The organism is Marinomonas algarum (assembly GCF_020532605.1).
Lineage (GTDB): Bacteria > Pseudomonadota > Gammaproteobacteria > Pseudomonadales > Marinomonadaceae > Marinomonas > Marinomonas algarum.
Genome location: NZ_JAJATW010000003.1, coordinates 205,308 through 230,134 on the forward strand (window position 1 = coordinate 205,308; position 24,827 = coordinate 230,134).

Sequence of the window (24,827 nt, forward strand, 5' to 3'; positions counted from 1 at the left end):
CAAGTTCCCCCTTGTGTGCTCAGATTTTATTCAGATTCGGCGAACCAAGGCGCACGAGCAGTCAAAATTAAACTTCCTGCACGTTCTTCGGTCATACCGTCAATATCAAGCAATTCATCTACAGACTGCTCAGCAAGATCTTCCATCGTGGCAACGCCCATAGAGGCAAGTACCAAAGCAAGGTGATTGTCCATACCTTCCATTGCCAGTAGATCGGCAGCCGGTTTTGCACCTTCTAATTGCTGTTCAGCTTTAAGCGCTTGATTCAACAGAGATTCTTTCGCTCTAGAGCGCAGCTCATTCACCAAATCTTCATCAAATCCATCAATATCTAACATTTCGTCCATTGGGATGTACGCCACTTCTTCTAATGAAGTGAATCCCTCGTCGACCAATTGAATCGCCAGATCGTCGTCGATATCCAACCCTGTCACAAAAACATCAATCAGCTTTTGTGATTCTTCTTGTTGTTTCGCCTGCGCGTCTTCACTGGTCATAACGTTAAGCGCCCAACCGGTTAAAGAAGAGGCAAGACGAACGTTCTGACCATTACGGCCAATAGCCTGTGCCAAATTGTCGCTATTAACAGCCACATCCATTGAGTGAGCGTCTTCATCAATCACAATGGAATCAACTTCAGCAGGCGCCATAGCATTAATAACAAGCTGTGCTGGGTTATCGTCCCATAGAACAATATCAACACGCTCGCCATTCATCTCATTCGACACCGCTTGAACACGAGCGCCGCGCATACCCACACAAGCACCAATAGGATCGATGCGGCGGTCGTTTGTTTTCACTGCAATTTTAGCACGTAATCCGGGGTCGCGGGCAGCACCACGGATATCAATCACTTCTTCCGAAATTTCTGGCACCTCTAAACGAAACAGCTCAATCATGAACTCAGGCGCATTACGGGAAAGAATAAGCTGGGCACCGCGGCTATCGTCACGAATCTCAAGCAACAAAGCACGAATACGATCATTCATTCTGAAGCTTTCACGGGCAATAAGCTGGTCTTTAGGTAAAGAAGCTTCCGCATTTTCACCTAAATCGATAATTAAACTATCGCGGGTAACTTTCTTCACTTGACCATGAACAAGCTTACCCACTTTCTCAGTGTAAAGCGCCACCATTTTAGCGCGCTCTGCCTCACGTACTTTTTGCACAATAACTTGCTTTGCAGTTTGTGCAGCAATACGACCAAATACCTCAGACTCAACTTCTTCTTCGTAAACACCACCAATGGCTACACCAAGGTTTTGTTCTTCTGAATCATCTATAGTCAGTTCATAAGCAGGTGCAGAGTAATCTTCGTCTGCAACAATATTCCATTGACGATACGTTTTATAATCGCCTGAACGTTGGTCAATAGAAACACGAATCAATGCGTCTTCTTCAAAACGGCGTTTGGCAGCACTCGCTAAGGCAATTTCAACTGCTTCAAAAATGACTTGTTTTGGGACATCTTTTTCGTTGGAAACAGCTTCTACTACCAAAAGAATTTCTTTGCTCATCCTTTTAGCCTCTCTTCAAGGTTAATTTTTAAAATTGTGGAACGACATTCGCCTTATCGATCAGATCGATTGGCAATAAATATTCTTCTTGATCGACTCGAATGACGACATCTTCACTTTCAAGACCGACTAATTGGCCTTTAAATTTACGGCGACCATCAAAAGGGACGCGTAGACGCAGAGACACGACCGAACCAACATAGGCTTGATACTGTGCTAGGCTGAATAAAGGACGGTCTAGACCGGGAGAAGATACTTCAAGGTTGTATTCTCCGGTGATAGGGTCTTCAACATCTAAGATGGAACTGACTTGACGACTGACTCGCGCACAATCTTCAACATCAATCCCTTTTTCATCATCTGTTTCAATAAAAATGCGAAGTACTGAATCCTTGCCTAATGACAAGTATTCCATACCCCAAAACTCAAATCCTAAACCTTCAACGACTGGTCGAATAAGTTCTTCTAAAATCGTGTATTTTGCTGACAATCGTTTTCTCCGAAAACTAATTTTATAAAACGCAGAAACAAAAAACGGGCTCTAGGCCCATTTTATTTTAAACAGTATAAGGAACAGATAATAAAAAACCCCATATAGGGGTTCATAACACTCATCTAAAAAATGAGCATTCTCCGTTAGGAGTTGATAACTGTGACACTTACTATACAAAGGTCATTTAATAACGAGACTAACAACCTTGTTTAATATTCGCACATTATACACAAGAACATGAGTTAGTTCAAGATTGGTGCGGATGGGGGGACTCGAACCCCCACGAGCATAGCTCACCACCCCCTCAAGGTGGCGCGTCTACCAATTCCGCCACATCCGCAAATCTTCACCACTCATGATGCACCACCTTAAAAGGTTGGCACAAGCATTTTTTATTCCGTAACAGGCAAGTCAGAACTTGTCTTTTTCTCATTGCCTAAGTTTGGTAAATCTACTGAACCATCTACTTGATCTGCTGAAGGAACAAAATCAAGCGCACCAGATACACTTTTGGCTTGCTCACTGGCGAAAAACGCCAATCCAAAACTTGTCAAAAAGAATATCAATGCAAACAAAGCGGTCATTTTACCAAAAAAACTACTACCACCTTGGCTACCAAATACAGTCTGGGACGCGCCGCCACCAAAAGAAGCACCGGCATCAGCACCCTTGCCTTGCTGCAACAAGACCAATGCAATAATAGCGATGGCCGCCAATACATGCAAAACTAAAATAAGTGATTCCATTAATTAACCCGCTGCCTTAACAATCTCTATAAATTCTTTTGCATCTAAAGATGCACCACCGACAAGAGCACCGTCCACGTCGGGCATTTCAAACAACGCAGCACTTGTGGATGCTTTCACACTGCCGCCGTATAAAATCTGTATTTTTTCTGCAATTGACTCTGAATGCTGAGCTAAAAAAGCTCTTATCGACTGATGCACCTCTTGGGCTTGCTCAGAACTCGCCGATAACCCCGTACCTATTGCCCAAACTGGCTCGTACGCAATAACCATACGACTGAAAGCATCAACACCTAACAAATCAATAACAGCTTGAATCTGACGTTCACAAACAACCAGTGTTTGATTCAATTCACGCTCTTCAAGTGTTTCACCTACGCATAACATAGGCGTTAAACCTGCCTCTAAAACAGCCTTAGCTTTTAGAGCAACAACTTGGTCACTTTCACTATACAAAGAACGTCGTTCCGAGTGCCCAAGTAAAACATACTTGACACCAAAATCACTCAACATAAGCGCAGAAACTTCGCCAGTGTAAGCACCTTTCTCTTCATGACTGGCGTTTTGAGCAGCCAGCACAATGTCACTATCAGCCAGTGCAGTAGACACTTCAGACAAGTAAGGAAAGGAAGGAGAAACAACCACTTCGGAATTAGAAGACTTCATCGCACACAAGCCGCTAAGCAAAGAGTCAATGGACGCCTTGGAGCCATTCATTTTCCAGTTACCCGCTACTATTTTTTGACGAATCATCTTCTAACCCCTAAATTCGAGGCGCCCATTCTATGGAATGGACGCCATTGTTTCAAGCATTTATTTATCAATTGCGCCACAGTAACGCGGTTAATCTGCCATTTTAGAAGAAACAACAGCCTCTACTTCTGCCACCAAATAATCCACAAGCTCATCCACTGTCTCATCTTCTCGCCCTTCCACCATCACACGAATCAAAGGCTCAGTACCGGATGCTCTAAGCAGAACACGACCAAGCCCATTCAACCGCTCGTTAGCGACGGCAATGGCTTTTTGTAAGGCCGGCTCTTCGTTTGGCACAAACCGTTTGGCTACACGGATATTTTTAAGCTTTTGGGGGAATTTAACCAAGCCAACAAGTAACTCATCAAGGCTCTTCTCTTCCTCAACCATCGCTCTCAACACTTGCAATGCGGCAATAATACCATCGCCCGTCGTTGTTATTGATTTACATACGATATGACCCGATGGCTCACCACCCAAAACCCAGCCATGCTGAACCAGTTTTTCGTTGACGTAACGATCGCCAACAGCGGCCCGACTAAAACCAATACCTGTTTCAGAGAAAGCCAGCTCTAAACCAAAATTACTCATAAGAGTGCCCACAACACCGCCACTAAAACGGCCTGTACGCATTAGATGGTTGGCAATAATATACAAAATATCATCCCCATCACGCACCACACCATTACGGTCGACTAATATGAGGCGGTCTCCATCACCATCTAGAGCAATACCGATGTCAGCTTCTTCTGCCAACACATTTTTGCGCAGCAATTCAGGCTTTGTCGCACCACTAAACTCATTGATGTTCAAACCATCTGGGTTGACACCAATTGAAATCACCTCGGCACCCAACTCAGAAAACACTTTGGGTGCGACGTGATACGTTGCGCCATCTGCGCAGTCTACAACAATTTTCAGCCCACTCAGTTGCAAGCCAATAGGGAAGGTTCCCTTGCAGTATTCAACATAACGGCCCGCAGCATCATCAATGCGTCGAGCACGACCAATACGGTCTGAATCAACAACGACCATAGGCTGCTCAAGAAAATACTCGATGCGCTCTTCTAGCTCATCGGATATTTTTCCGCCTTCAGCAGAAAAAAACTTAATCCCATTGTCTGTATAAGGATTGTGAGAGGCACTGATAACAATGCCAGCACTGGCTCGAAAAGTACGCGTTAAATAGGCAATAGCAGGCGTTGGCATAGGCCCAACCAAACGCACGTCCGCACCAGCCGCTACGATACCGGACTCTAATGCCGACTCAAACATGTAACCAGAAATCCGCGTATCTTTACCTATCAGGATTTTCTTATCGTGCTCTTTAAAAACTTGACCCGCTGCCCAGCCCAATTTAAGCATAAACTCTGGTGTTATTGGGTGACTGCCTACTTTCCCGCGAATTCCATCTGTACCAAAGTATTTGCGCATCAATCCTCTCTCTCAATCCGATACATTAGCTCTAACATTTCTACATGAGGCTTGACATCATGCACTCTAAACATTCGTGCGCCCTTGGCGTAGGTCGCCGCATTGGCTCCCATCGTGCCATAAAGACGCTCATCGATAGGCAAATTCAATACATCGCCTATCATGGTTTTTCTGGACACACCGATCAGCACTTCAAAACCAAGCTGTCGAAAATGCTGAGTATGTCGCAGTAAACTTAAATTATGGTCTAGCGTCTTGCCAAAACCAATACCAGGGTCCAATAAGATGTTCGAGCGATCAATACCGACAGTTTCACAGGCAGCCACCCTCGACAAGAGATAATTTGATACTTCATCAACCACAGAAACATAGTTAGGCTGATCCTGCATCGTTTTTGGACCACCTTTCATGTGCATAAGGCAAACAGGCAGGCCTGATTTAGCCGCTGCCTGCAACGCACCTTCACGCTCAAGCGCACGCACGTCGTTAATCAAACCAGCACCTAGATCTGAACTTAACGTCATCACTTCCGCTGTACTAGTATCAACAGAGACAATCGTATCAAAGCGCTGCTTTATTGACTCTATAACGGGAAGGACACGATCAAGCTCTTGCTGAACGCTAATAGGAATGGCGCCTGGGCGAGTAGACTCGCCTCCGACATCAATGATGCTAGCACCTTCACTCAGCATTTTTTCTGTGTGAAAAAGAGAAGCATCCAAAGACGAAAAAGACCCGCCATCGGAGAACGAGTCTGGGGTGACATTTAGAATCCCCATCACATGAGGACGGGACAAGTCGAGTGACTTGTCCCCAAAGGTTATCAATGACATAAACGAATCTGAATCAAAGTATCGTTATTCACTTATCGGCTTTGACGATGGTTCAACATCATCCGCAGCCGATTCCTCAGAAACCACAGGTTCAGCATCAGCACCATCCGATTTAGACGAATTACCTTTATCTGTCCAACCATCTGGTGGAGAAGGCTTGTTACCATCCATAATTTCTTTAATTTGCTTGGCATCAATCGTTTCATATTGCATCAATGCTTCTGCCATGACATCAAGCTTAGAACGATTTTCCTCTAAGATACGTGTTGCCGTTGCGTAACAACGAGTAATGATATCTTGCACTTCAGAATCGATCGTTTTACCTGTTTCTGGAGAAAAGTAGTTTGATTTACTACCAGTCGGACCAGAAATAATATTGCCGGTGCTATCATCTTCTTCGTAAGCAAATGGCCCTAACTTTTCAGACAAGCCCCATTTGGTCACCATGTTACGGGCAATACTGGTCGCGCGTTCAATATCGTTGGACGCCCCTGTAGAAACACCATCGAAACCATGAATCAGCTCTTCGGCAATACGACCACCATACAAACTACACACCTGACTTTCTAGGCCCGTTTTGCTAACACTGTATTTGTCTTCTTCCGGCAGATACATGGTAACCCCTAAGGCACGACCACGCGGAATAATAGATACCTTATAAACAGGGTCATGCTCAGGCACTAAATAACCAATAATGGTATGCCCCGCTTCGTGGTAAGCCGTGTTGAGCTTTTCTTTCTCGCTCATCACCATGGTTTTACGCTCTGCACCCATAAGAATTTTATCTTTGGCTAACTCAAGCAACTCCATGTTTACCAAGCGACGGTTAGAACGCGCCGCAAACAAAGCCGCCTCGTTAATTAGGTTCGCTAGATCCGCACCCGAGAAACCAGGTGTACCGCGGGCAATGTTCTTTGGCTCGACATCATCATCACAAGGCACTTTACGCAAATGCACTTTTAGGATTTGCTCACGGCCACGGATATCGGGCAAGCCCACTTGTACTTGACGGTCAAAACGACCTGGACGTAACAAAGCAGGGTCCAATACATCTGGGCGGTTTGTTGCGGCAATAACAATAATGCCTTCATTCCCTTCAAAACCGTCCATTTCAACCAACAATTGGTTCAATGTTTGCTCACGCTCATCATTACCGCCACCCATACCGGAGCCACGATTACGACCTACCGCATCAATCTCATCAATGAAGATGATGCAAGGTGCATGTTTTTTCGCTTGTTCAAACATATCACGCACACGTGATGCACCGACACCGACAAACATCTCAACGAAATCAGAACCGGATATCGTAAAAAAGGGTACCTTTGCTTCGCCTGCAATCGCTTTTGCTAGCAAAGTTTTACCCGTACCAGGAGGGCCGCACATTAAGATACCACGAGGAATCTTACCGCCAAGACGTTGAAATTTTGAAGGCTCACGTAAAAAATCAACCAACTCTTCTGTGTCTTCTTTCGCTTCATCACAACCCGCTACGTCTGCGAAGGTTGTTTTGATTTGATCTTCAGGCAACAAGCGTGCTTTGGATTTACCAAAAGACATTGGACCGCCTTTACCACCGCCACCACCTTGCATTTGGCGCATAAAGAACATAAAAATGGCAAGAATAAGAAGAATGGGGAAACTGGCTACAAGCAACTGAGTCCAAATGCTTTGCTGTTCAGGCATACGCCCTTCAACAATGACATTGTTACTTAATAAGTCATCCATTATTTTAGGGTCTGCCGCCGCAGGACGCACTGTATCGAAGGTGTCACCGCTGGTGCGGCTACCGCTAATGGTATAACCATCAACCACCACTTTGGCGATACGGCCATCTTGCACTTCTTTCACAAACTCAGAGTAAGTGATTCGGTTTGTGTCCGGCGTAGTATTAAAATTATTAAACACTGTGAGCAGTACAGCAGCAATGACCAACCACAACAGTATATTTTTCAGCATATCGTTCAAGAGCACACCTCTTAACGGTTATTTAAAATGTTACTGGTTATCATACCAGAACACGTCCCATTAACCTTTAAATTGTCTTCCTAATAAGTAAACTTCACGACTTCTTGGTCGTGATGCATCTGGTTTACGCGTAATTACAGAGCCAAACTGCGCTCTCATGGTTTTAAGGTATTCTTCAAACCCCTCCCCTTGAAACACTTTGACCAAAAAGTTTCCGCCTGGACGCAACACCTGGGCCGCCATATCCAGAGCAAGTTCAACAAGATACATAGCTTGTGGCTGATCAGCAGAACTATTACCACTCATATTGGGGGCCATATCCGAAATTACAAGATCTGCTTTTTCTTCACCTATTTCAGCTAAAATAGCCTCGTACACCGCTTGCTCAGTGAAATCTCCTTGAACAAACGCCACCCCAGGTAAAGGCGCCATTTCCAAAATGTCTGAGGCAACGATTGTTGCTTTATCACCCACCAGTTTCGCGGCCACTTGAGACCATCCGCCTGGCGCAGCACCTAAGTCAATAATACGCATAGCAGGTCGAAAAAGTTTATCTTTGTCGTTGATCTCTAACAGCTTATAACTGGCCCTAGAGCGATAGCCGTCTTGTTGGGATTTTTTGACATAAGGATCATCGAAATGTTCCTTCATCCAATTATTACTACTTTTTGATCTTGCCACGTTTTCGTCATACCTAAATCAGTCAATATTCCGCTATAATATCGCTTAACCTCTTAAGCCTCCAATAAAGAGGGTCAACTAATATGAGAAAATTTTACTATGAGTCTTACAAACGCCCAAAAAAAGCAATATCGCCTAATCGGACATGCACTTAATCCTGTCGTTATGATTGCGGGCAATGGATTAACAGAACCGGTCTTGGTCGAAATCGATCGTGCCTTAGAAGATCACGAACTCATTAAGGTACGAATCAGCATTATGGACCGCGACGTTCGCACTGCCTTGATCGCTGAAATCAGCAAAATCATGAAATGTGAAACGGTACAAACCATCGGCAAGGTTGCACTCTTTTACCGAGCTGCGCTCAAGCCTAACCCAAAGTTATCCAATCTATTGCGCTAGCCTTAACGCTTCCATGCATAAGAGGTAGTTCTGCTTTGTTTTACAAAACACTTTTTTGTTTAAAAAACAGGCTATCTCTAAATTCCTGACAGATTGAGCCGATATCTTAAAAAGCTTATTTTGAGGAATTGTCGCTATGTTGTTTGTCGAAGCAATTAATAAGACTATTACGCAGTCAAACGAAAAAAAACTGCTTGCTAGAAACAAATATCGACCCGCCAGTCACCATCATGATTCTGTTGAATTAAGCTCTGCTGCACACGAAGTAAAAGAGATTTACCTTAGCAGTGAAGAGAAAACCACGCTCTCCGCCGCATCCAGTATTTTTGCGAATATAATTGAGCATGTACTGAATCATTGCTTTAACACCATCACACACTTGCACTCACCAGAAGAAATCAATGTCGATATAAAAGACTGGGTCCTATTTCTACAGGTGCCTCCTCTGGCGAATAACAACCATTCAGGCAGTAACCAACCATCGCCACAAAACGCTTACAAGCCAACGTCCAAGAAATCACTTATTTTTCATATCCCTGTGAAGCCATTTTATGGCACCGCCATTAATATGACGTTAATGATGTCGTCACACCAAGGCTCGCCAAAAACGCCAAGTTGTTTTGATCATTTACCAAAAGAAAGCCAGCTTTCCACTCTGCACACACCCTATCCACCGGAGTTTTTGTCCCAGCAAACTCAGCATTATCATATTTTCATCGATCAAGACGGTGAGCCTGATCAACTCAACCCGCTGTACAGCTTGGTCAATCAAAGTCGATTGTTGGATGAGAGTCTTTTTTCAGAGGAAACATTTGGTTTACGTATCTGGCGTGCAAAAAATGGCACGCTCATACCGGCGGCACTCGGTGATAGACAAATCGGGCTACTCTTTGTAGAGCATTACCTCCCTTTATCTGGCAATGCAAACAACCAAGAAATGGCGAGTGGACAAGTCAATAACTTATACACAAAAGCCTAGTCGTTAGCCGCCAGAGCAAAAAAAACCTCTTACGTTTTCACATAAGAGGTTTTATCGTGGTTTGGTTTGGCTTATTTTAAATACTGAAACTTGCACCACAACCACAGGTAGACGTTGCATTAGGGTTCTGTACAACAAAACGCGAACCTTCTAAGTTTTCTTTATAATCGACTTCTGAGCCGACTAGGTATTGAAAACTCAACGGATCAACGACCAAGGTAACACCGTTACGCTGAACCTCTGTGTCGTCTTCTTGGTGTTCTTCATCAAAAGTGAAGCCATACTGGAAACCAGAACACCCACCTCCTGTGACATAAACTCGCAACATGAGCCGATCATTCTCTTCCTCTTCAATCAGAGATTGCAACTTCGCGGCCGCTGCGTCTGTAAACTCAATAGGATCTATCGATTCAACCATGCTCATTTCAACACCATAAACTATTCTAATAGTTGGATTATCCACTTATCCGAGTAATTTAGTCAAGTATTGATCAATGTTCACGAGTAGAGCGAAAACGCACCTGTGGCCACTTTTCTTCTGCCATCATAAGGTTAACGCGTGTAGGAGCCAGGTAAGTTAAATGCCCACCACCATCGATGGCCAGGTTATCACGACATTTATTCTGGAATTCTTCAAACTTTTTAGGGTCATCACACTCAACCCAACGTGCCGTGTTGACATTAACGGGCTCATAAATACATTCCACCTTGTATTCATCTTTTAAGCGATAGGCGACGACCTCATACTGCAGCTGACCCACCGCCCCAACAATCAGTTCATTGTTGCGCTGGGGCATAAATAATTGGGTAGACCCTTCTTCTGACAACTGTTGCAAGCCCTTTTGCAACGCCTTCATTTTCATCGGATCTTTTAGGCGAACTCGACGGAACAACTCTGGCGCAAAATGAGGGATGCCGGTAAATTTCAAATCTTCGCCTTCTGTAAAGGTGTCACCAATCTGAATCGTGCCGTGGTTATGCAACCCAATAATGTCCCCAGAAAACGCTTCTTCAACGCCTTCTCGGTCTCCGGCTGTAAAAGAAACCGCGTCGGTTACTTTAATGTCTTTGCCTAAACGACAGTGGCGCATCTTCATGCCGCGGCGATAGGTACCAGAACACACACGCATAAAGGCAATACGGTCACGATGTTTTGGGTCCATGTTGGCTTGGATTTTAAACACAAACCCAGAGAACTTTTCTTCTTTTGCCGACACATTTCGGCTGTTGGTATCACGATCAATTGGAGCAGGTGCCCACTCAACAAAGCCGTCCAGCATTTCTCGTACACCAAAGTTAGATAAAGCGGTACCGAAGAACACAGGCGTTAACTGCCCTTCCAAGTAGGCCTCTAAGTCAAACTCATGACTGGCGCCACGCACCAACTCAACTTCGTCGACATAGCTCTCCCAGTCGTCTCCTAGCAACTCCTTCGCTTCATCCGAATGAAGACCTTCGATACGAATATCATCCATCAAGGTGTGACCGCGACCACGAACAAACACATGAATGGTGTCTGTGTATAAGTTGTAAACACCTTTAAAAAAGTCGCTCATGCCAATTGGCCAAGTGATCGGCGCAGCAGCAATTTTCAATACTTCTTCAACTTCGTCTAATAGATCAATCGGATCACGAATATCACGGTCCATCTTATTAATGAAGGTTAAAATCGGTGTATCTCGTAAACGACAAACATCCATCAACTTAATGGTTCGATCCTCAACCCCTTTCGCTCCATCAATGATCATCAACACAGAGTCAACCGCAGTCAGTGTACGATAGGTGTCTTCCGAGAAGTCTTCGTGCCCTGGTGTGTCCAGCAAGTTAACCATGCGGTCTTTGTAGGGAAACTGCATCACAGAGGAAGTAATGGAAATACCCCGTTGTTGCTCCATCGCCATCCAGTCAGAGGTTGCGTGCTTGTCGCCCTTTCGCCCTTTTACCGAACCTGCGGTTTGAATCAACTGACCAAGCAACAAAAGCTTCTCAGTGATGGTGGTTTTACCCGCATCGGGGTGCGAAATAATGGCAAACGTACGACGTTGTTCAACTTGTTCTAATAACTCTGTATTCGACATGGATAGCATCTTCTAATTTAACGCAGACTGGTGACGGCTGTTTTACAAACAGATCAGGCACAAAACTGAGGGGTTAATTTTCAATGGCGGTATTTTCACCGATCTGACCGCTAGACACAATAAATGCTTAACAAAATGACGGCTTTCTGACTTTATTTTGGCCAAAAAAAAGAGCCCATCGCAGGCTCTTTCTGGTACTCACTTACTTAAGCATTTTACTCACCCGTCTGCTCTGATCGCTCCTGATCCGATAAACCATCTGGGCGTTTCGGAAATATACGGCGTACAACAACGAAGAACAGTGGCACAAAGAAAATCGCCAATACCGTTGCGGTTAGTGTCCCCCCAACAATACCAGAACCAATTGAAATACGGCTGTTTGCACCGGCACCTGATGACAACGCCAGCGGCAAGGTTCCTACCATAAAGGCCATTGACGTCATAATAATGGGACGTAGACGTAGCCGCGCGGCTTGTGCAGCAGCATCCCAAACATTCAACCCTCGACGATAAGCCGCCTCGGCAAACTCCACAATCAAAATGGCATTTTTTGACGACAAGCCTATGGTGGTTAATAACGCCACCTGGAAGTAAACGTCATTTTCCAAACCACGAAGATGGGCCGCTGCTGCTGCACCAATGACACCTAACGGAATCACTAGGATTACAGAGAAAGGCACTGTCCAACTTTCGTATAAGGCTGCCAGACACAAGAAGACAACGAGAATCGAGATAGCATACAACATCTGCGTCTGCCCACTTGATAAACGCTCTTGATAGGATAATCCACTCCAAGCCCCTGTCACACCCGTTGGCATACTGTCTGCGACTCGTTGTAGCTCATCCATTGCCGCACCAGAACTCACACCTTCACTGCCCGCACCTTGAATCTCATAAGAAGCCAGACCATTAAAACGCGTTAGACTTTTGGGCCCATAGCCCCATTCACTTTGCGCAAAAGCAGAAAAAGGTGTCATTGTGTTATCGCTACCACGAACATACCAATGCTGCAGATCTTCAGGAGAAGAACGGTATTTGGCTTCACCCTGCATATACACCGTTTTTACTCGACCACGATCGATAAAATCGTTCACATAACTGCCTGCCCAAGCACTGCTGAGTGTTGAGCTAATATCTGACATAGACAAACCCAACGCCGAGGCTTTTTCTTGGTCGATATCGATATGCAACTGAGGGGCTTCTGAATTGGAACCTAAACGCACCCCTGTTAACAAAGGGCTGACATTGGCGCTTTGCAACAAGGCGTCACGCATTTCCAACAAGGTTGCACGATCGGTATTTCCTGAAGCTTGTAATTGAAAAGTAAAACCACTGCTCTGCCCCAAACCACGAATCGAGGGCGGAATCAAAGAGAATATTCTCGCATCACGAATGCCTGCAAATGCCCCATAAGAACGACCTACAATCGCACCCGCACTGTTTTGCGGCCCAATACGCTCGCTCCAATCTTTTAATGCAACAAACGCCATACCTGCATTTTGACCACTGCCCATAAAGCTAAAGCCAGAAATGGTAAAGACCGCTTTCACGTTGTCTTTTTCGGCGTTCATAAAGTGTTTTTCTATTTCACGCATGACTTTATCGGTACGGGACATACCTGCCCCTTCTGGTAAAGACACCATAACCATGACACGGCCTTGGTCTTCCGTTGGCAAAAAGCCCGATGGCAAGGACATCATCAAATAGCTTAACCCACCGACAATTAATCCGTAGCCAAGCATCCAGCGCACAGGCTTTTTAATCATTCGCCCAACACCACCAAAATATTTATTGGTCGCACGGTCAAAATTACGGTTAAACCAACCACCCAAGCCCTTTTGTCCACCGTGATGATTCGGTTTCAAGAAGGTTGCACATAAAGCGGGCGTGAGCGTTAACGCCACGATCACCGACAGGGTCATTGCGGCCACGATCGTAATAGAAAACTGGCGGTAAATAACCCCAGTAGAGCCACTGAAGAACGCCATTGGTAAGAAGACCGCAGACAGCACCACAGCAATACCGATCAAGGCACTGGTGATTTCTTTCATGGATTTAATGGTGGCCTCTTTTGGCGAGAGTTTTTCTTCCGCCATCACCCGCTCAACGTTTTCGACCACAACAATGGCATCGTCCACCAGCAAGCCGATGGACAAAACAATACCGAACATCGTCAAGGTATTAATGGAAAAACCAAACACTTCCAAAACACCAAATGTACCCAACAAAACAACTGGCACTGCAATGGCTGGAATCAGGGTCGCACGCCAATTTTGCAAGAAAACAAACATTACGATAATAACAAGAGCAATGGCCTCAAACAGTGTTTTCACCACTTCTTCGATGGAGATTCGAATAAAACTCGTGTTATCAACAGGGTAGGCCAACTTGTACCCATCTGGAAGGCTCGGCACCAATCCATCCAGTACTGCTTTTACCCCTTCTGATGTAGACAGAGCATTGGCTCCTGGTGCCAACAATACCGCCATACCAGAAGCAGGATGCCCATTTAAACGGGCAATATAAGAGTAAGACTCGCTGCCTAACTCCACCTTGGCCACATCACTCAGTCGTACGGTTGCGCCACTGTCGTCATAGGCCAAGATAATGTCACGAAATTGCTCGGCCGTTTGCAATTTAGACTGAGCCGTCACGGTAACGTTAAGCTCTTGACCCGGTTCAATAGGGTACGCCCCCAAACTGCCTGCAGCCACTTGAGTATTCTGAGCCGACACCGCCGCAGACACATCGGATGCCATCAGTTTATAGGACGCTAATTTCAGTGGGTCTAACCAGATACGCATCGCGTATTCCGCACCAAAAACTTGCACACTACCGACACCATCCACACGGGATACCGCATCTTGCACACTGGAAACCAGGTAATCTGAAATGTCGTTCGCGGCGTCCGTGTCTGTTTCATCATAGAGCGCAGCAACCATTAAGAAATCCGAGTTAGACTTTTTTACGGTTACGCCATTTTGCTGTACGGAAGTCGGTAAATTAGACGTGACTTGCTGGATCTTATTCTGTACTTGAACTTGGGCAATATCAGCGTCCGTACCCTGCTCAAACGTGACATTAATCGAGGCTTGACCCGTCGAGGTGCTAGAAGAAGAAAAGTACAGTAGACCGTCCAGCCCCGTCAGTTGCTGCTCTAATATCTGCGTCACACTGTTTTCTACTGTCTCCGCAGACGCACCAGAATACGTCGTGGATATACTGATCGTAGGCGGGGCAACATTGGGGTATTGCGCCACAGGCAAATTTAAAATAGAACCTAAGCCCGCCAACATGATGGCGATGGAAATAACCCAGGCAAAGACCGGTCGATTGATAAAAAACTTAGCCAGCATAGGTTAATTCCCTTGTGTCGAAGCGTCATTTGCGTTGGCCATAACAATGGCGCCCGTCTTGCTGTCACGTTGCATGGTGACCGTTGTCACCTCACTGCCGGTACGTACTTTTAACGACCCTTCGACAACCACCTTATCGCCCGGTTCGATACCAGCAAGCACTAACCATTGATTGCCAATCGCACGCTCTACCGTTAACTGATGCGTTTCAATCACATTATTGTCGTTCACCACCAAGGCAATAGGGTTGCCTTTTACATCGCGCGATACCCCTTGCTGAGGCACCAATAATGCACTGTTATGTGTCAATTCATGGATCATGCCGCGCACAAACATGCCAGGCAAAAGAAGGTTATCTGGATTAGGAAACTCAGCCCGTAAGGTCACACTGCCTGTCGATTCATTAACGCTGATTTCACGTGCTTTTAATGTGCCTTTGTATTGGTATTCAGAACCATCTTCTAGCACTAGAGAAACGGTGTTTGAGCCTTTTTCAACGCCCTCTTGCGATAAGAAACTGCGTTGCTTAAGTTGATCTAAACTGGTTTGAGACAGATCGACATAAATAGGATCCAAAGAACGCACTGTTGTCATCACCGTCGCTTGACTGCCTGTCACCAAGGCCCCTACCGTCACCTGCGAGATACCAATACGACCGTCAATGGGTGAGGTAATCTTTGTGTAACCCAGGTTAATTTTCGCGCTTTCAAGGGCCGCTTCTGAGCCTTTTTGCTTAGCGATGGCTTCTAAATAAGCGACACGAGCATCGTCTAAATCCTGTTGAGACACATTGTTTTGTTTACGCAATGCCGTGTAACGTTCATTTTTTAGCTGTGCGGCTTTTAAACCCGCCTTGACCGATTCAAGGTCTGCTTGCGCTTGTTTGTAAGAAGAGACATACGTTGAGTCATCTAATTCATACAAGACATCGCCTGTGGCAACATTTTGACCTTCTTCAAAAAAGCGTTTTTTCACAATGCCGCCCACTTGTGGACGAATTTCCGCCACCAAACTTGACGTTGTTCGACCAGGTAATTCCGTCATCAGCTCTGTTTTTTGGGGCTCAATAACCACAACACCGACTTGGACCTTGGGAGCAGGCGTCGCAGTAGCTGGTTTAGCCTCCTCCTCTTGACAACCTACTAGCAAAAGAAGCAGTAGCGTACTTGAAGCATATTTGAATTTTGACAACATTGAGGAGACGTCCTTTCGAAATTTTGATAATAATCAGCGATTGAACACTCTAATCGAATAAAGTGCCCTAATACACGTTTAAACGTGCAAAGAAATGAGAAGCAGTCATGTTTATCACAATGCAGGATCGATGCCATCTGTTTTAACAGCCTCTCCGCTTTGTTTAAGAGACCGATCCGCAATCCGTCACTTAATGGCGACCTTTCAGAGTGGCTTTAATTTGTGGCCATCGACTCACTAACATGGCAAAAAAGATCAACCCACAACCCAGAACTTGACTGATCCCCATAACTTCACCAAACCAAATTACAGCAAAAATCGCCGCCCACACCGGCTCTAAATTCATAATAACCGCCGCATGACTTACGGGCGTTAGACTCATGGCATAGGTTTGCAATAAAAAACGCAAACTGGTCGCAATAAGTGAACTGGCCAATAACCACCCTCCCACGTCTAAACTAATCGTATCGGGGATATGCTCTGTAAATGCCGACACAATAAGCATTACAATCCCCGCTATACTGAGCTGAATGGCTGTTAGCACCAGAGGATGTAGGCTCATTGAAAAGCGTGACAACAAATTAAACTGCAACGCTAAACTTAGCGCCGCGGCCAAGAAGAAAAGATGCGCAGCCTCAAACCCTAAGCTATTGTTCAAAGCCAACAAGGCCAGCCCCATGACCGCAAAAGGCAATGCCGTCCAGACACTCAACGGTGGTCGCTGTCCAAACATAAAGCGCGCTACCAAGGGCACCAGGATAACCCCTAGGCTGGTAATAAAAGCCCCCACGCCTAAGTTGGACCCTTTATCCAACCCGGTAATCCAAAACATCATGGCAACGCCCATTACCACGCCAACAAAACCGGCCCGCTTCAAACCTTGCCAATGTAGACCTTTGAAGTATTTTTGACCGGCTAAGAACAACACAAAACCCGCTAGAAGAAATCGCACTCCCATGAAAAACAAGGGTGGCAAGCCAGCAAGCGCTTCTTTTGAAAAAATCCAGCCTAATGCGGCCAACACCGTCACCAGAACCAGAATGAGTTCTGCTTTAAAGGACATTCCTTGTTTCACGACGTTTCCTTAGGGTCAGTAATGGAGAGTTACACAGGGGACTCATAACCGTACACAGAATCCAGCTTCGACTGTATCACTTTAGGAGCAAAACGCGAGGCCGCTTTGAGTGCTTGTAATTTTGCTTTGCCGAACACACCGCCATGCATATGATAAAGGCCCGCGTTGGCTTTTGATAAGTTTTGTATTTGTGTTGTGCGTGGCTTACGCACTTGCTCATACTTTACCAAGGCCGTTTGCAAATCGTATGTTGCAACACAACGCGCTAACACTTGAGCATCCTCAATCGCCATCGCGGCTCCTTGCGCCATAAAAGGTAACATCGGATGGCAAGCGTCTCCCAGCAATACGACTCGTCCTTGGTGCCAGGTTGGTAATGCATCACGACCATTTAAAGCCCACAAAAAGGTTTGCTTCGCCGCCCCTAACAATTCGGTGACTTCAGGGTGCCAACCGGAAAATGCCGCCTGCAATTCCGTCACATCCCCTTCTTCTCGCCAGGATTCAGAGCGCCAATCTTGACGCTCTTCTACGGCCACAAAATTCACATACTCCCCGCCGCGCAAATAATAACTGACCAGATGACGATCTGGCCCCGCCCAAACACAAGCATCAGGCTGGATCGTAATAGGCAAATCCGCCACAGGAATCACCCCACGCCACGCCACTTGCCCCATAAACGTCGGTTGCTCGGCACCCAGCATTTGCTCACGAACATGAGAGCGGATGCCATCGGCCCCCACTAACAAATCAGCCAGATACGTTCGACCGTCTTCCAGAAAAACACGAATGCTTTCTGATGATGCCTCTTCACGGTAACCCGACACCACAGCGCCTAACCAAATATCAACCCCCGCTTTGGAGCAGGCCTGCGCTAAAACCTGATGCAAATCGGCACGATGTAAATGCCAATATGGCGCTTTATAGCGCGCTTCCGCTTGTGCCGCTAAGGGGGATTTTAGATAGTATTCACCGGTCTTGTAGTCACGAATTGCAGCATTCTGAGGAACAAAAGCAAAGGGCTGCAAAGCCGACTCAAGGCCTAATTCACGCAGTACTTTAAAGGCATTTGGACTGATCTGTAAGCCAGCACCCACTTCCCCAAGTTGCCATGCTTGTTCGCACACCACAACTTGCTTGCCTTGCTGAGCAAACGCTAAGGCGGAACATAACCCCCCTATACCAGCGCCCGCAATTACAACGCGGTTTATATGACTCACTATCATCCCCTTTTGTGGCTCTACTCTGTTGGCATTTTCTGATTCCACATAGTAACCAATTCCCCTCAAAATTAAACCGATACAGATCAGGGCACATCGAAAACCCATGTCATGGATTGTGCAGATAGTGTGGCTCGATCCTTGCTTTATCCGTCTAGTAGTGCGACAACACTAAGACGACCTAGAGGATCACACTGTTTCACCGCTAGGTCTGACCTTAAAAGCGAAACAATCTCCCCAATGTGGGGCGGATGCACAAAAAGGGCGCATCACCATGTGCAAATTTAAAGCACCCACCTCCGGCTTGATAAAGAAAACGAGGTATACATGGATAAACTAACGAGCCAATACCCATCATCGGCATTTTTTGACGAACTGATCGATGAAAAAGGCACACCTAGGCCACCCGCTAAGCAACTTTTAGGGTATCTAGACAGCCTTTCAGAAGAAGAGCTCGAAAAAAGGCGCATCACAGCAGAAGCAACGATTCAAGAAATGGGCATCAGCTTTACCGTTTATACGGAAGAAGGCAATATAGATAGGGCTTGGCCCTTTGATATTGTGCCACGAACCATAGAAGCCTCCGATTGGAAAATTGCCGAAGCCGGCCTGAAGCAGCGCCTTACTGCTCTTAACCTTTTTATTAATGACCTCTACCACGATCAAAACGTCATCAAAGACGGCATCATCCCAGAACACATTATTAAAGACTCTAAAAACTTTCGACCAGAATGCGTGGGGATTACACCAGCGTACGGCGTTTGGGCACATATTTGTGGCACCGATTTAGTACGGGACGAAAACGGTGACTTTTTTGTACTGGAAGACAACTTGCGTGTCCCTTCCGGGGTGTCTTATATGCTGGAAAACCGCGCTATTACCAAACGTGTTTTACCTGAACTGTTTGAAAACGATGCGATTTTACCAGTGAGCTCTTACACTGCTCAGCTGTTTGATACTCTAGCTTCTTTGTCACCTCGTGATATCGAAAAGCCAGAGATCGTGGTATTAACGCCCGGTATTTATAACTCAGCGTATTTTGAACACGCTTTCCTCGCACAACAAATGGGCGTTGAGCTGGTAGAAGGCAGCGATCTTTTTGTCGACAAAGATGACTGTGTGTACATGAAAACCATCGACGGTCCAGAGCGTGTCGATGTGATTTATCGACGTATTGATGATCTCTTTATCGACCCTGAAGCGTTTGATCCGGAATCTGTATTAGGCGTGGCTGGCTTAATGCGCGCTTGGCGTAACGGTAATGTGTCACTGGCTAATGCACCGGGTGCTGGTGTTGCTGATGATAAAGTCGTGTACGCTTACGTGCCTGATATCATTCGTTATTACCTTGACGAAGAACCCATTCTCAATAACGTTGAAACCTTTTTGTGTGATGACCCAGAACAGCGAGCTTATGTACTGGAAAACCTAGACAAGTTGGTAGTAAAACCGGCCAACGAATCGGGTGGCTACGGTATGCTAGTGGGCCCTCATTCCACCAAAAAAGAACAGGCGTTGTTTGCTGAGCTGATCACCAAACACCCTAGAAACTATATTGCCCAACCCACCTTAAAGTTGTCGACAGCCCCCACCCTGATTTCAAAAGGTCTACTGGAACCACGTCACTTGGATTTGCGTCCTTTTATTCTGCAAGCCAAAGACACCTACGTGACCACGGGAGGCTTAACCCGTGTCGCAATGAAAAAAGGCTCCTTAGTCGTTAATTCGTCACAAGGTGGTGGTAGTAAAGATACCTGGATCGTAGACACGAAGGGAGAATAACAATGATGCTATCAAGAGTCGCAGAACGCTTATATTGGAGCGCGCGCTATTTAGAACGAGTAGAAAATACCGCGCGTTTGGTCAGTGTGTACGATGATTTATTATTTGACCTACCAAAAGACATTGAGATGTCTTGGTTCAATCTTATTGAGACCATTCGTGGCGAAGAGACCTTTGAACAACGCTACAAGGTCAAAGACGAACGCAACGTAGTGAAGTTTCTATTGGCCGACGACACCAACGCCAACTCCATGTTGTCGTCGTTAAAAATGGTGCGCGAAAACATTCGTACCACCCGCGACGTGGTGCCAAAAGAAACCTGGGAATTAGTCAACGAACTTGGCTTATATGCTCAGCAAAACATCAAACAAGGCATCAACCGTTCCGAACGTCATTTGTTCTTGAACACCATTATTGAAGGCTGTCAGAAGATTATCGGCTTGCTAGCCGGTGCCATGAGCCGAAATTCTGGCTGGCATTTTCTCATCATGGGACGTTATTTAGAGCGCGCCGACATGGGAACTCGTATACTCGATGCGGCGGTTTCTTTGATGTTGAAATCTGATCCTGATACACGTTTACAACTTGGTCGCGTCACTTGGGCGAAGGTACTCAAGTCACAAAGCGCCTATTTTGACTATCGTCGCACGGTCAGAACCTCAATTAAGGGGGCCAAAGCGGTGCAGTTTTTGATGAACGACACCTGTTTCCCAAGAAGCCTCGCTTATTGCTTTGGGCAAATTGGCGAGTCGGCGACCAAATTACCAAGAGCAGGACTCATCACAGCGCAGATCGATAAGGTACTCGAATTTAATTACCCGCTGGACAGCTCTGAAGATTTAGACGAAGCCTTCCACGATCACTTAAACGATATCCAAATCGCCATTATTGAAATAAATCACCAGATCACCGAAAACTGGTTTCATTTTCGGCAAGGAGACGCTGCATGACCATTAGAGTCGCGATACAGCACAAAACTACCTATGAGTTCGACCGTTTTATCAACGTCGCTCCTCATGTCCTTAGGCTTCAGCCAGCCGCTCATTCACGCACAAAAATTCATGCTTATTCATTGCAGGTCTTACCGGAAACGCACTTTATCAACGTGCAGCAAGACCCGTTTGGTAACTTTCAAACGCGCCTCGTCTTTCCAGAAAAAACCAACAAACTTGAGTTTTACGTGGAAGTCATTGCCGACATGACGGTGATTAACCCGTTCGACTTCTTCGTAGAAAGTTACGCGGAAGAGTTTCCATTTGCTTACAAAAAAGAGCTTAAGAAAGAACTCGACCCTTATTTGCAGGTCACTGAGTCTTGCCCGCTATTAGACAAATGGCTGTCGACAGTAGACCGTAAGAACACTCCGATCAACGACTTCTTAGTGGCAATCAATAGTCGCCTTGCGGCGGACATTGGTTACGGCATTCGTCTTGAACCGGGTGTGCAAACCTGTGAAGAAACTCTGACACTGAAAAAAGGCTCCTGCCGCGACACCTCTTGGTTATTAGTGCAGATTCTTCGCAGCCTGGGCTTGGCGGCGCGTTTCGCATCGGGATACCTTGTTCAACTTACCTCGGACGTGAAAGCCCTTGATGGCCCATCGGGTCCTGAAGAAGATTTCACCGACCTACACGCTTGGTGTGAAGTCTACTTGCCCGGCGCTGGCTGGGTTGGCTTAGACCCGACTTCTGGCTTATTTGCCGGTGAAGGCCATATTCCTTTGGCTTGTACACCAGAGCCTGCCTCAGCCGCACCGATTACGGGTTTTATCGACGAATGTGAATGCGAATTTAGCTACACCAATATCGTCACGCGTATCCACGAAGACCCGCGGGTTACCAAACCCTATGCGGATGGCGAGTGGGATACCATTAAAGCGCTAGGCTATGCTGTTGATGAACAGCTTGAAGAGGACGATGTTCGTCTTACCATGGGTGGTGAGCCAACCTTTGTGTCCATTGATGATATGGATTCTGAGCAATGGAACACAGGCGCGCTGGGCGCTGAAAAACTCAAACTGGCCAAAGACTTATTGCTTAAGATGAAGCAAGAATTTGGTGCTAATGGCCTACTCCATTATGGTCAAGGCAAATGGTATCCAGGGGAAGAAGTACCGCGTTGGGCGCTCGGTTGTTTCTGGCGCACCGACGGCGAAGCCCTATGGGATGACCCAAAATACCTTGCTCGCGTTGACAAAAATTACCAACACACGATCAAAGACGCACAAGCGTTTGGTGAGTTACTGTGTGACAAGTTGGCATTGGATAAGCAGTATTTGCAGAGCACCTATGAAGATACTCTGTATTATCTTTGGATGGAGCAGTCTCTTCCTGTTGACGCAGACCCTAGAAAAGCCGACCTAAAAGATGATCTAGAACGTCGTCGTTTGGCGAAGTTGCTCAATCGTGGCTTAAGCACAACCACCGGTTTTGTCTTACCGTTAGAATTTGACACCGTCAACGAGCGTTGGGACAGTTCCCTGTGGCCGATGCGCAGTGATGTCATTACCTTGATTCCAGGTGACAGCCCAATGGGTTACCGCTTGCCGTTAAATGCGTTACCTGCACAGGCCGAAGAAGACCGCATTCCTGAGCGTGATCCCTTCGATCCGCGCCAGCCGCTGGCCAGCAAAAAAGACAACCCTGTTCTTGACAGTGTGGCCAAACAGCACTTTGCCAAAAAGCCGACGCACCCCAAACCGGCTCCTGAAAAAACGCTTAAAAATGTCATCCGCACTACCTTGTGTATCGAGCCACGGGACGGTCGTTTGCATGTCTTTATGCCGCCGATGACGCATTTAGAGCATTTTGTTGACGTGCTCGCACAATTAGAAAGTGTGGCAAAAACCTTAGACTTACCGATCGTCATCGAAGGTTATGAGCCACCCAAGGACCCACGATTACAGAAGTTCTTAATCACGCCAGATCCAGGTGTCATTGAGGTGAACATTCACCCAGCCGCCAGCTGGAAAGAGTTGGTTCACAACACGGAAACCCTGTATCACCAAGCCTATCTATCTCGCCTAGGTGCGGAGAAATTTATGCTAGACGGCCGCCACACGGGAACCGGTGGTGGTAACCACGTTACCCTAGGGGGTCGCACGCCAGCGGACAGCCCCTTGTTACGTCGCCCAGAATTACTGCAAAGCTTGGTGACTTTCTGGCAACATCACCCTGGCTTGTCTTACCTTTTCTCTGGCATGTTCATTGGTCCAACCAGCCAAGCGCCACGCCCAGATGAAGGTCGCGACGAAGCGCTGTATGAAATGGAAATTGCTTTCCAAAACATGCCTGAAGGCCTAGTTGACGAGCCTTGGCTAGCCGATCGTTTGATGCGCAACTTACTGGTGGATATTACGGGTAACACGCACCGTTCAGAATTCTGTATTGATAAGCTATACGCCGCCGGCAGCGCCAGTGGTCGTCAAGGCTTATTGGAATTCCGTGGTTTTGAAATGCCACCGCATCCGCATATGTCTTTAGTACAAATGCTGTTGTTGCGTTGTTTGGTCGCTCGTTTCTGGAAAGAACCCTATAAGAAACCTTTGGTTCGTTGGGGCACCAGTTTGCACGACAAATTCATGTTGCCGCATTTTGTTTGGCAAGATGTGAAAGAAGTCGTGGCGGACCTTCAGCGTCATGGCTTCCCGTTCAAGCTGGAATGGCTCGCGCCGTTTGAAGAGTTCCGTTTTCCTCATTATGGTCGTCAGCAAATCGACGACATGGAGATCGAACTGCGTTGGGCGATTGAACCTTGGCACGTATTGGGTGAAGAAATCACCGGCTCAGGCACAGCGCGCTATGTGGATTCTTCGGTGGAACGTCTGCAAGTTAAATTGTCCGGCTTAACCGATAATCGCTATGTATTGAGCTGTAATGGTCGTCGTGTGCCGATTCGTTCAACTGGACGCAAAGGCGAATACGTGGGTGCCGTGCGCTATAAAGCCTGGGCGCCACCGTCGGCCTTGCACCCTACTTTGGGCACAGACACGCCATTGATTTTTGATCTGATCGATACTTGGAACGGCATGTCGGTTGGCGGTTGTACTTATCATGTGTCCCACCCTGGTGGCCGTACTTATGACAATGTACCGGTGAACAGTAACGAAGCCGAAGCACGTCGGGTGAATCGTTTCTGGGATCATGGCTTTACCCAAGGGCCTTTGTCTCCACCACCGGAATTCAGTGCATTGCGCGCTTTTTATCCGAATAATGAAGGCCCAAAAGCCATGTCACCACCGGCAGAAGAGCCAATGAATGAATATCCTCATACATTAGACCTAAGGAAGCAGTATACTGTGCTCTAATAATTCA

The 24,827-nt window shown here is 46.4% G+C and carries 19 protein-coding genes and 1 tRNA gene; 5 read left to right on the forward strand and 15 right to left on the reverse strand.

Going from position 1 to position 24,827, the window contains the following annotated elements:
• Window positions 1–26 precede the first annotated feature (26 nt).
• From nusA to rlmE, 9 genes are all read right to left on the reverse strand, one after another.
• Complete coding sequence (gene nusA, locus LG368_RS03955; RefSeq protein WP_226753430.1) at window positions 27–1,517, reverse strand: transcription termination factor NusA; 1,491 nt, start codon at window positions 1,515–1,517, stop codon at window positions 27–29.
• A 28-nt stretch (window positions 1,518–1,545) separates the two neighbouring features.
• The gene (gene rimP / locus LG368_RS03960; protein ID WP_226753431.1) at window positions 1,546–2,007 is read right to left on the reverse strand and encodes a ribosome maturation factor RimP; all 462 of its coding nucleotides are present in this window, start codon (window positions 2,005–2,007) and stop codon (window positions 1,546–1,548) included.
• 257 nt (window positions 2,008–2,264) lie between these two features.
• Window positions 2,265–2,350, reverse strand: a tRNA-Leu gene (locus tag LG368_RS03965).
• 52 nt (window positions 2,351–2,402) lie between these two features.
• A complete protein-coding gene (secG, locus tag LG368_RS03970) occupies window positions 2,403–2,756 on the reverse strand; it encodes a preprotein translocase subunit SecG (protein WP_226753432.1) in 354 nt (117 codons plus the stop codon).
• Window positions 2,757–2,759: 3 nt separating this feature from the next.
• The gene (gene tpiA, locus LG368_RS03975; RefSeq protein WP_226753433.1) at window positions 2,760–3,509 is read right to left on the reverse strand and encodes a triose-phosphate isomerase; all 750 of its coding nucleotides are present in this window, start codon (window positions 3,507–3,509) and stop codon (window positions 2,760–2,762) included.
• A gap of 90 nt (window positions 3,510–3,599) precedes the next feature.
• The gene (gene glmM, locus LG368_RS03980) at window positions 3,600–4,946 is read right to left on the reverse strand and encodes a phosphoglucosamine mutase (protein ID WP_226753434.1); all 1,347 of its coding nucleotides are present in this window, start codon (window positions 4,944–4,946) and stop codon (window positions 3,600–3,602) included.
• Window positions 4,946–5,779 carry a dihydropteroate synthase gene (gene folP, locus LG368_RS03985; protein ID WP_226753435.1) on the reverse strand — a complete coding sequence of 278 codons (834 nt, stop codon included), beginning with the start codon at window positions 5,777–5,779 and terminating at the stop codon, window positions 4,946–4,948. Before folP ends, glmM begins: the two co-directional genes overlap by 1 nt.
• A gap of 24 nt (window positions 5,780–5,803) precedes the next feature.
• Window positions 5,804–7,738 carry an ATP-dependent zinc metalloprotease FtsH gene (gene ftsH / locus LG368_RS03990; RefSeq protein ID WP_226753436.1) on the reverse strand — a complete coding sequence of 645 codons (1,935 nt, stop codon included), beginning with the start codon at window positions 7,736–7,738 and terminating at the stop codon, window positions 5,804–5,806.
• Window positions 7,739–7,807: 69 nt separating this feature from the next.
• Complete coding sequence (gene rlmE, locus LG368_RS03995) at window positions 7,808–8,428, reverse strand: 23S rRNA (uridine(2552)-2'-O)-methyltransferase RlmE (protein WP_226753437.1); 621 nt, start codon at window positions 8,426–8,428, stop codon at window positions 7,808–7,810.
• A 99-nt stretch (window positions 8,429–8,527) separates the two neighbouring features.
• Between rlmE and LG368_RS04000 the strand changes: the two genes are divergently transcribed.
• Both LG368_RS04000 and LG368_RS04005 read left to right on the forward strand, forming a co-directional pair.
• Window positions 8,528–8,830, forward strand: a complete 303-nt coding sequence (locus LG368_RS04000; protein WP_226753438.1) for a YhbY family RNA-binding protein — start codon at window positions 8,528–8,530, stop codon at window positions 8,828–8,830.
• Between the two features lie 136 nt (window positions 8,831–8,966).
• Window positions 8,967–9,809 carry a hypothetical protein gene (locus LG368_RS04005; RefSeq protein ID WP_226753439.1) on the forward strand — a complete coding sequence of 281 codons (843 nt, stop codon included), beginning with the start codon at window positions 8,967–8,969 and terminating at the stop codon, window positions 9,807–9,809.
• A gap of 76 nt (window positions 9,810–9,885) precedes the next feature.
• Here LG368_RS04005 and erpA read toward each other — a convergent pair whose 3' ends face one another.
• From erpA to LG368_RS04035, 6 genes are all read right to left on the reverse strand, one after another.
• Window positions 9,886–10,233, reverse strand: coding sequence for an iron-sulfur cluster insertion protein ErpA (gene erpA / locus LG368_RS04010; protein WP_226753440.1), 348 nt, complete (start codon window positions 10,231–10,233; stop codon window positions 9,886–9,888).
• A gap of 67 nt (window positions 10,234–10,300) precedes the next feature.
• Entirely contained in the window at window positions 10,301–11,887 is a 1,587-nt protein-coding gene (locus tag LG368_RS04015) for a peptide chain release factor 3 (RefSeq protein ID WP_226753441.1), read from the reverse strand.
• Window positions 11,888–12,102: 215 nt separating this feature from the next.
• Window positions 12,103–15,243, reverse strand: coding sequence for an efflux RND transporter permease subunit (locus LG368_RS04020; RefSeq protein WP_276572991.1), 3,141 nt, complete (start codon window positions 15,241–15,243; stop codon window positions 12,103–12,105).
• 3 nt (window positions 15,244–15,246) lie between these two features.
• Entirely contained in the window at window positions 15,247–16,437 is a 1,191-nt protein-coding gene (locus tag LG368_RS04025; protein WP_226753442.1) for an efflux RND transporter periplasmic adaptor subunit, read from the reverse strand.
• Window positions 16,438–16,627: 190 nt separating this feature from the next.
• Window positions 16,628–17,512: a DMT family transporter gene (locus tag LG368_RS04030; protein WP_226753443.1), complete on the reverse strand. Its 885-nt coding sequence runs from the start codon at window positions 17,510–17,512 to the stop codon at window positions 16,628–16,630.
• Window positions 17,513–17,541: 29 nt separating this feature from the next.
• A complete protein-coding gene (locus LG368_RS04035) occupies window positions 17,542–18,732 on the reverse strand; it encodes an FAD-dependent monooxygenase (protein WP_226753444.1) in 1,191 nt (396 codons plus the stop codon).
• Between the two features lie 327 nt (window positions 18,733–19,059).
• Between LG368_RS04035 and LG368_RS04040 the strand changes: the two genes are divergently transcribed.
• From LG368_RS04040 to LG368_RS04050, 3 genes are read left to right on the forward strand one after another with little or no spacing between them, the layout of a single operon-like run.
• A complete protein-coding gene (locus tag LG368_RS04040; RefSeq protein ID WP_226753445.1) occupies window positions 19,060–20,514 on the forward strand; it encodes a circularly permuted type 2 ATP-grasp protein in 1,455 nt (484 codons plus the stop codon).
• A 2-nt stretch (window positions 20,515–20,516) separates the two neighbouring features.
• Window positions 20,517–21,464, forward strand: coding sequence for an alpha-E domain-containing protein (locus tag LG368_RS04045; RefSeq protein ID WP_226753446.1), 948 nt, complete (start codon window positions 20,517–20,519; stop codon window positions 21,462–21,464).
• Entirely contained in the window at window positions 21,461–24,820 is a 3,360-nt protein-coding gene (locus LG368_RS04050; RefSeq protein WP_226753447.1) for a transglutaminase family protein, read from the forward strand. The genes LG368_RS04045 and LG368_RS04050 overlap by 4 nt, the downstream gene beginning before the upstream one ends.
• Window positions 24,821–24,827: the final 7 nt, after the last annotated feature.

What these genes read in the sequence shown, in the direction of transcription:
- nusA (WP_226753430.1), bottom strand. Translation starts at nt 1,517, where the DNA reads ATGAGCAAAGAAATTCTTTTGGTAGTAGAAGCTGTTTCCAACGAAAAA.
- secG (WP_226753432.1), bottom strand. Translation starts at nt 2,756, where the DNA reads ATGGAATCACTTATTTTAGTTTTGCATGTATTGGCGGCCATCGCTATT.
- tpiA (WP_226753433.1), bottom strand. Translation starts at nt 3,509, where the DNA reads ATGATTCGTCAAAAAATAGTAGCGGGTAACTGGAAAATGAATGGCTCC.
- glmM (WP_226753434.1), bottom strand. Translation starts at nt 4,946, where the DNA reads ATGCGCAAATACTTTGGTACAGATGGAATTCGCGGGAAAGTAGGCAGT.
- folP (WP_226753435.1), bottom strand. Translation starts at nt 5,779, where the DNA reads ATGTCATTGATAACCTTTGGGGACAAGTCACTCGACTTGTCCCGTCCT.
- ftsH (WP_226753436.1), bottom strand. Translation starts at nt 7,738, where the DNA reads ATGCTGAAAAATATACTGTTGTGGTTGGTCATTGCTGCTGTACTGCTC.
- LG368_RS04000 (WP_226753438.1), top strand. Translation starts at nt 8,528, where the DNA reads ATGAGTCTTACAAACGCCCAAAAAAAGCAATATCGCCTAATCGGACAT.
- LG368_RS04005 (WP_226753439.1), top strand. Translation starts at nt 8,967, where the DNA reads ATGTTGTTTGTCGAAGCAATTAATAAGACTATTACGCAGTCAAACGAA.
- erpA (WP_226753440.1), bottom strand. Translation starts at nt 10,233, where the DNA reads ATGAGCATGGTTGAATCGATAGATCCTATTGAGTTTACAGACGCAGCG.
- LG368_RS04015 (WP_226753441.1), bottom strand. Translation starts at nt 11,887, where the DNA reads ATGTCGAATACAGAGTTATTAGAACAAGTTGAACAACGTCGTACGTTT.
- LG368_RS04020 (WP_276572991.1), bottom strand. Translation starts at nt 15,243, where the DNA reads ATGCTGGCTAAGTTTTTTATCAATCGACCGGTCTTTGCCTGGGTTATT.
- LG368_RS04025 (WP_226753442.1), bottom strand. Translation starts at nt 16,437, where the DNA reads ATGTTGTCAAAATTCAAATATGCTTCAAGTACGCTACTGCTTCTTTTG.
- LG368_RS04040 (WP_226753445.1), top strand. Translation starts at nt 19,060, where the DNA reads ATGGATAAACTAACGAGCCAATACCCATCATCGGCATTTTTTGACGAA.
- LG368_RS04045 (WP_226753446.1), top strand. Translation starts at nt 20,517, where the DNA reads ATGATGCTATCAAGAGTCGCAGAACGCTTATATTGGAGCGCGCGCTAT.
- LG368_RS04050 (WP_226753447.1), top strand. Translation starts at nt 21,461, where the DNA reads ATGACCATTAGAGTCGCGATACAGCACAAAACTACCTATGAGTTCGAC.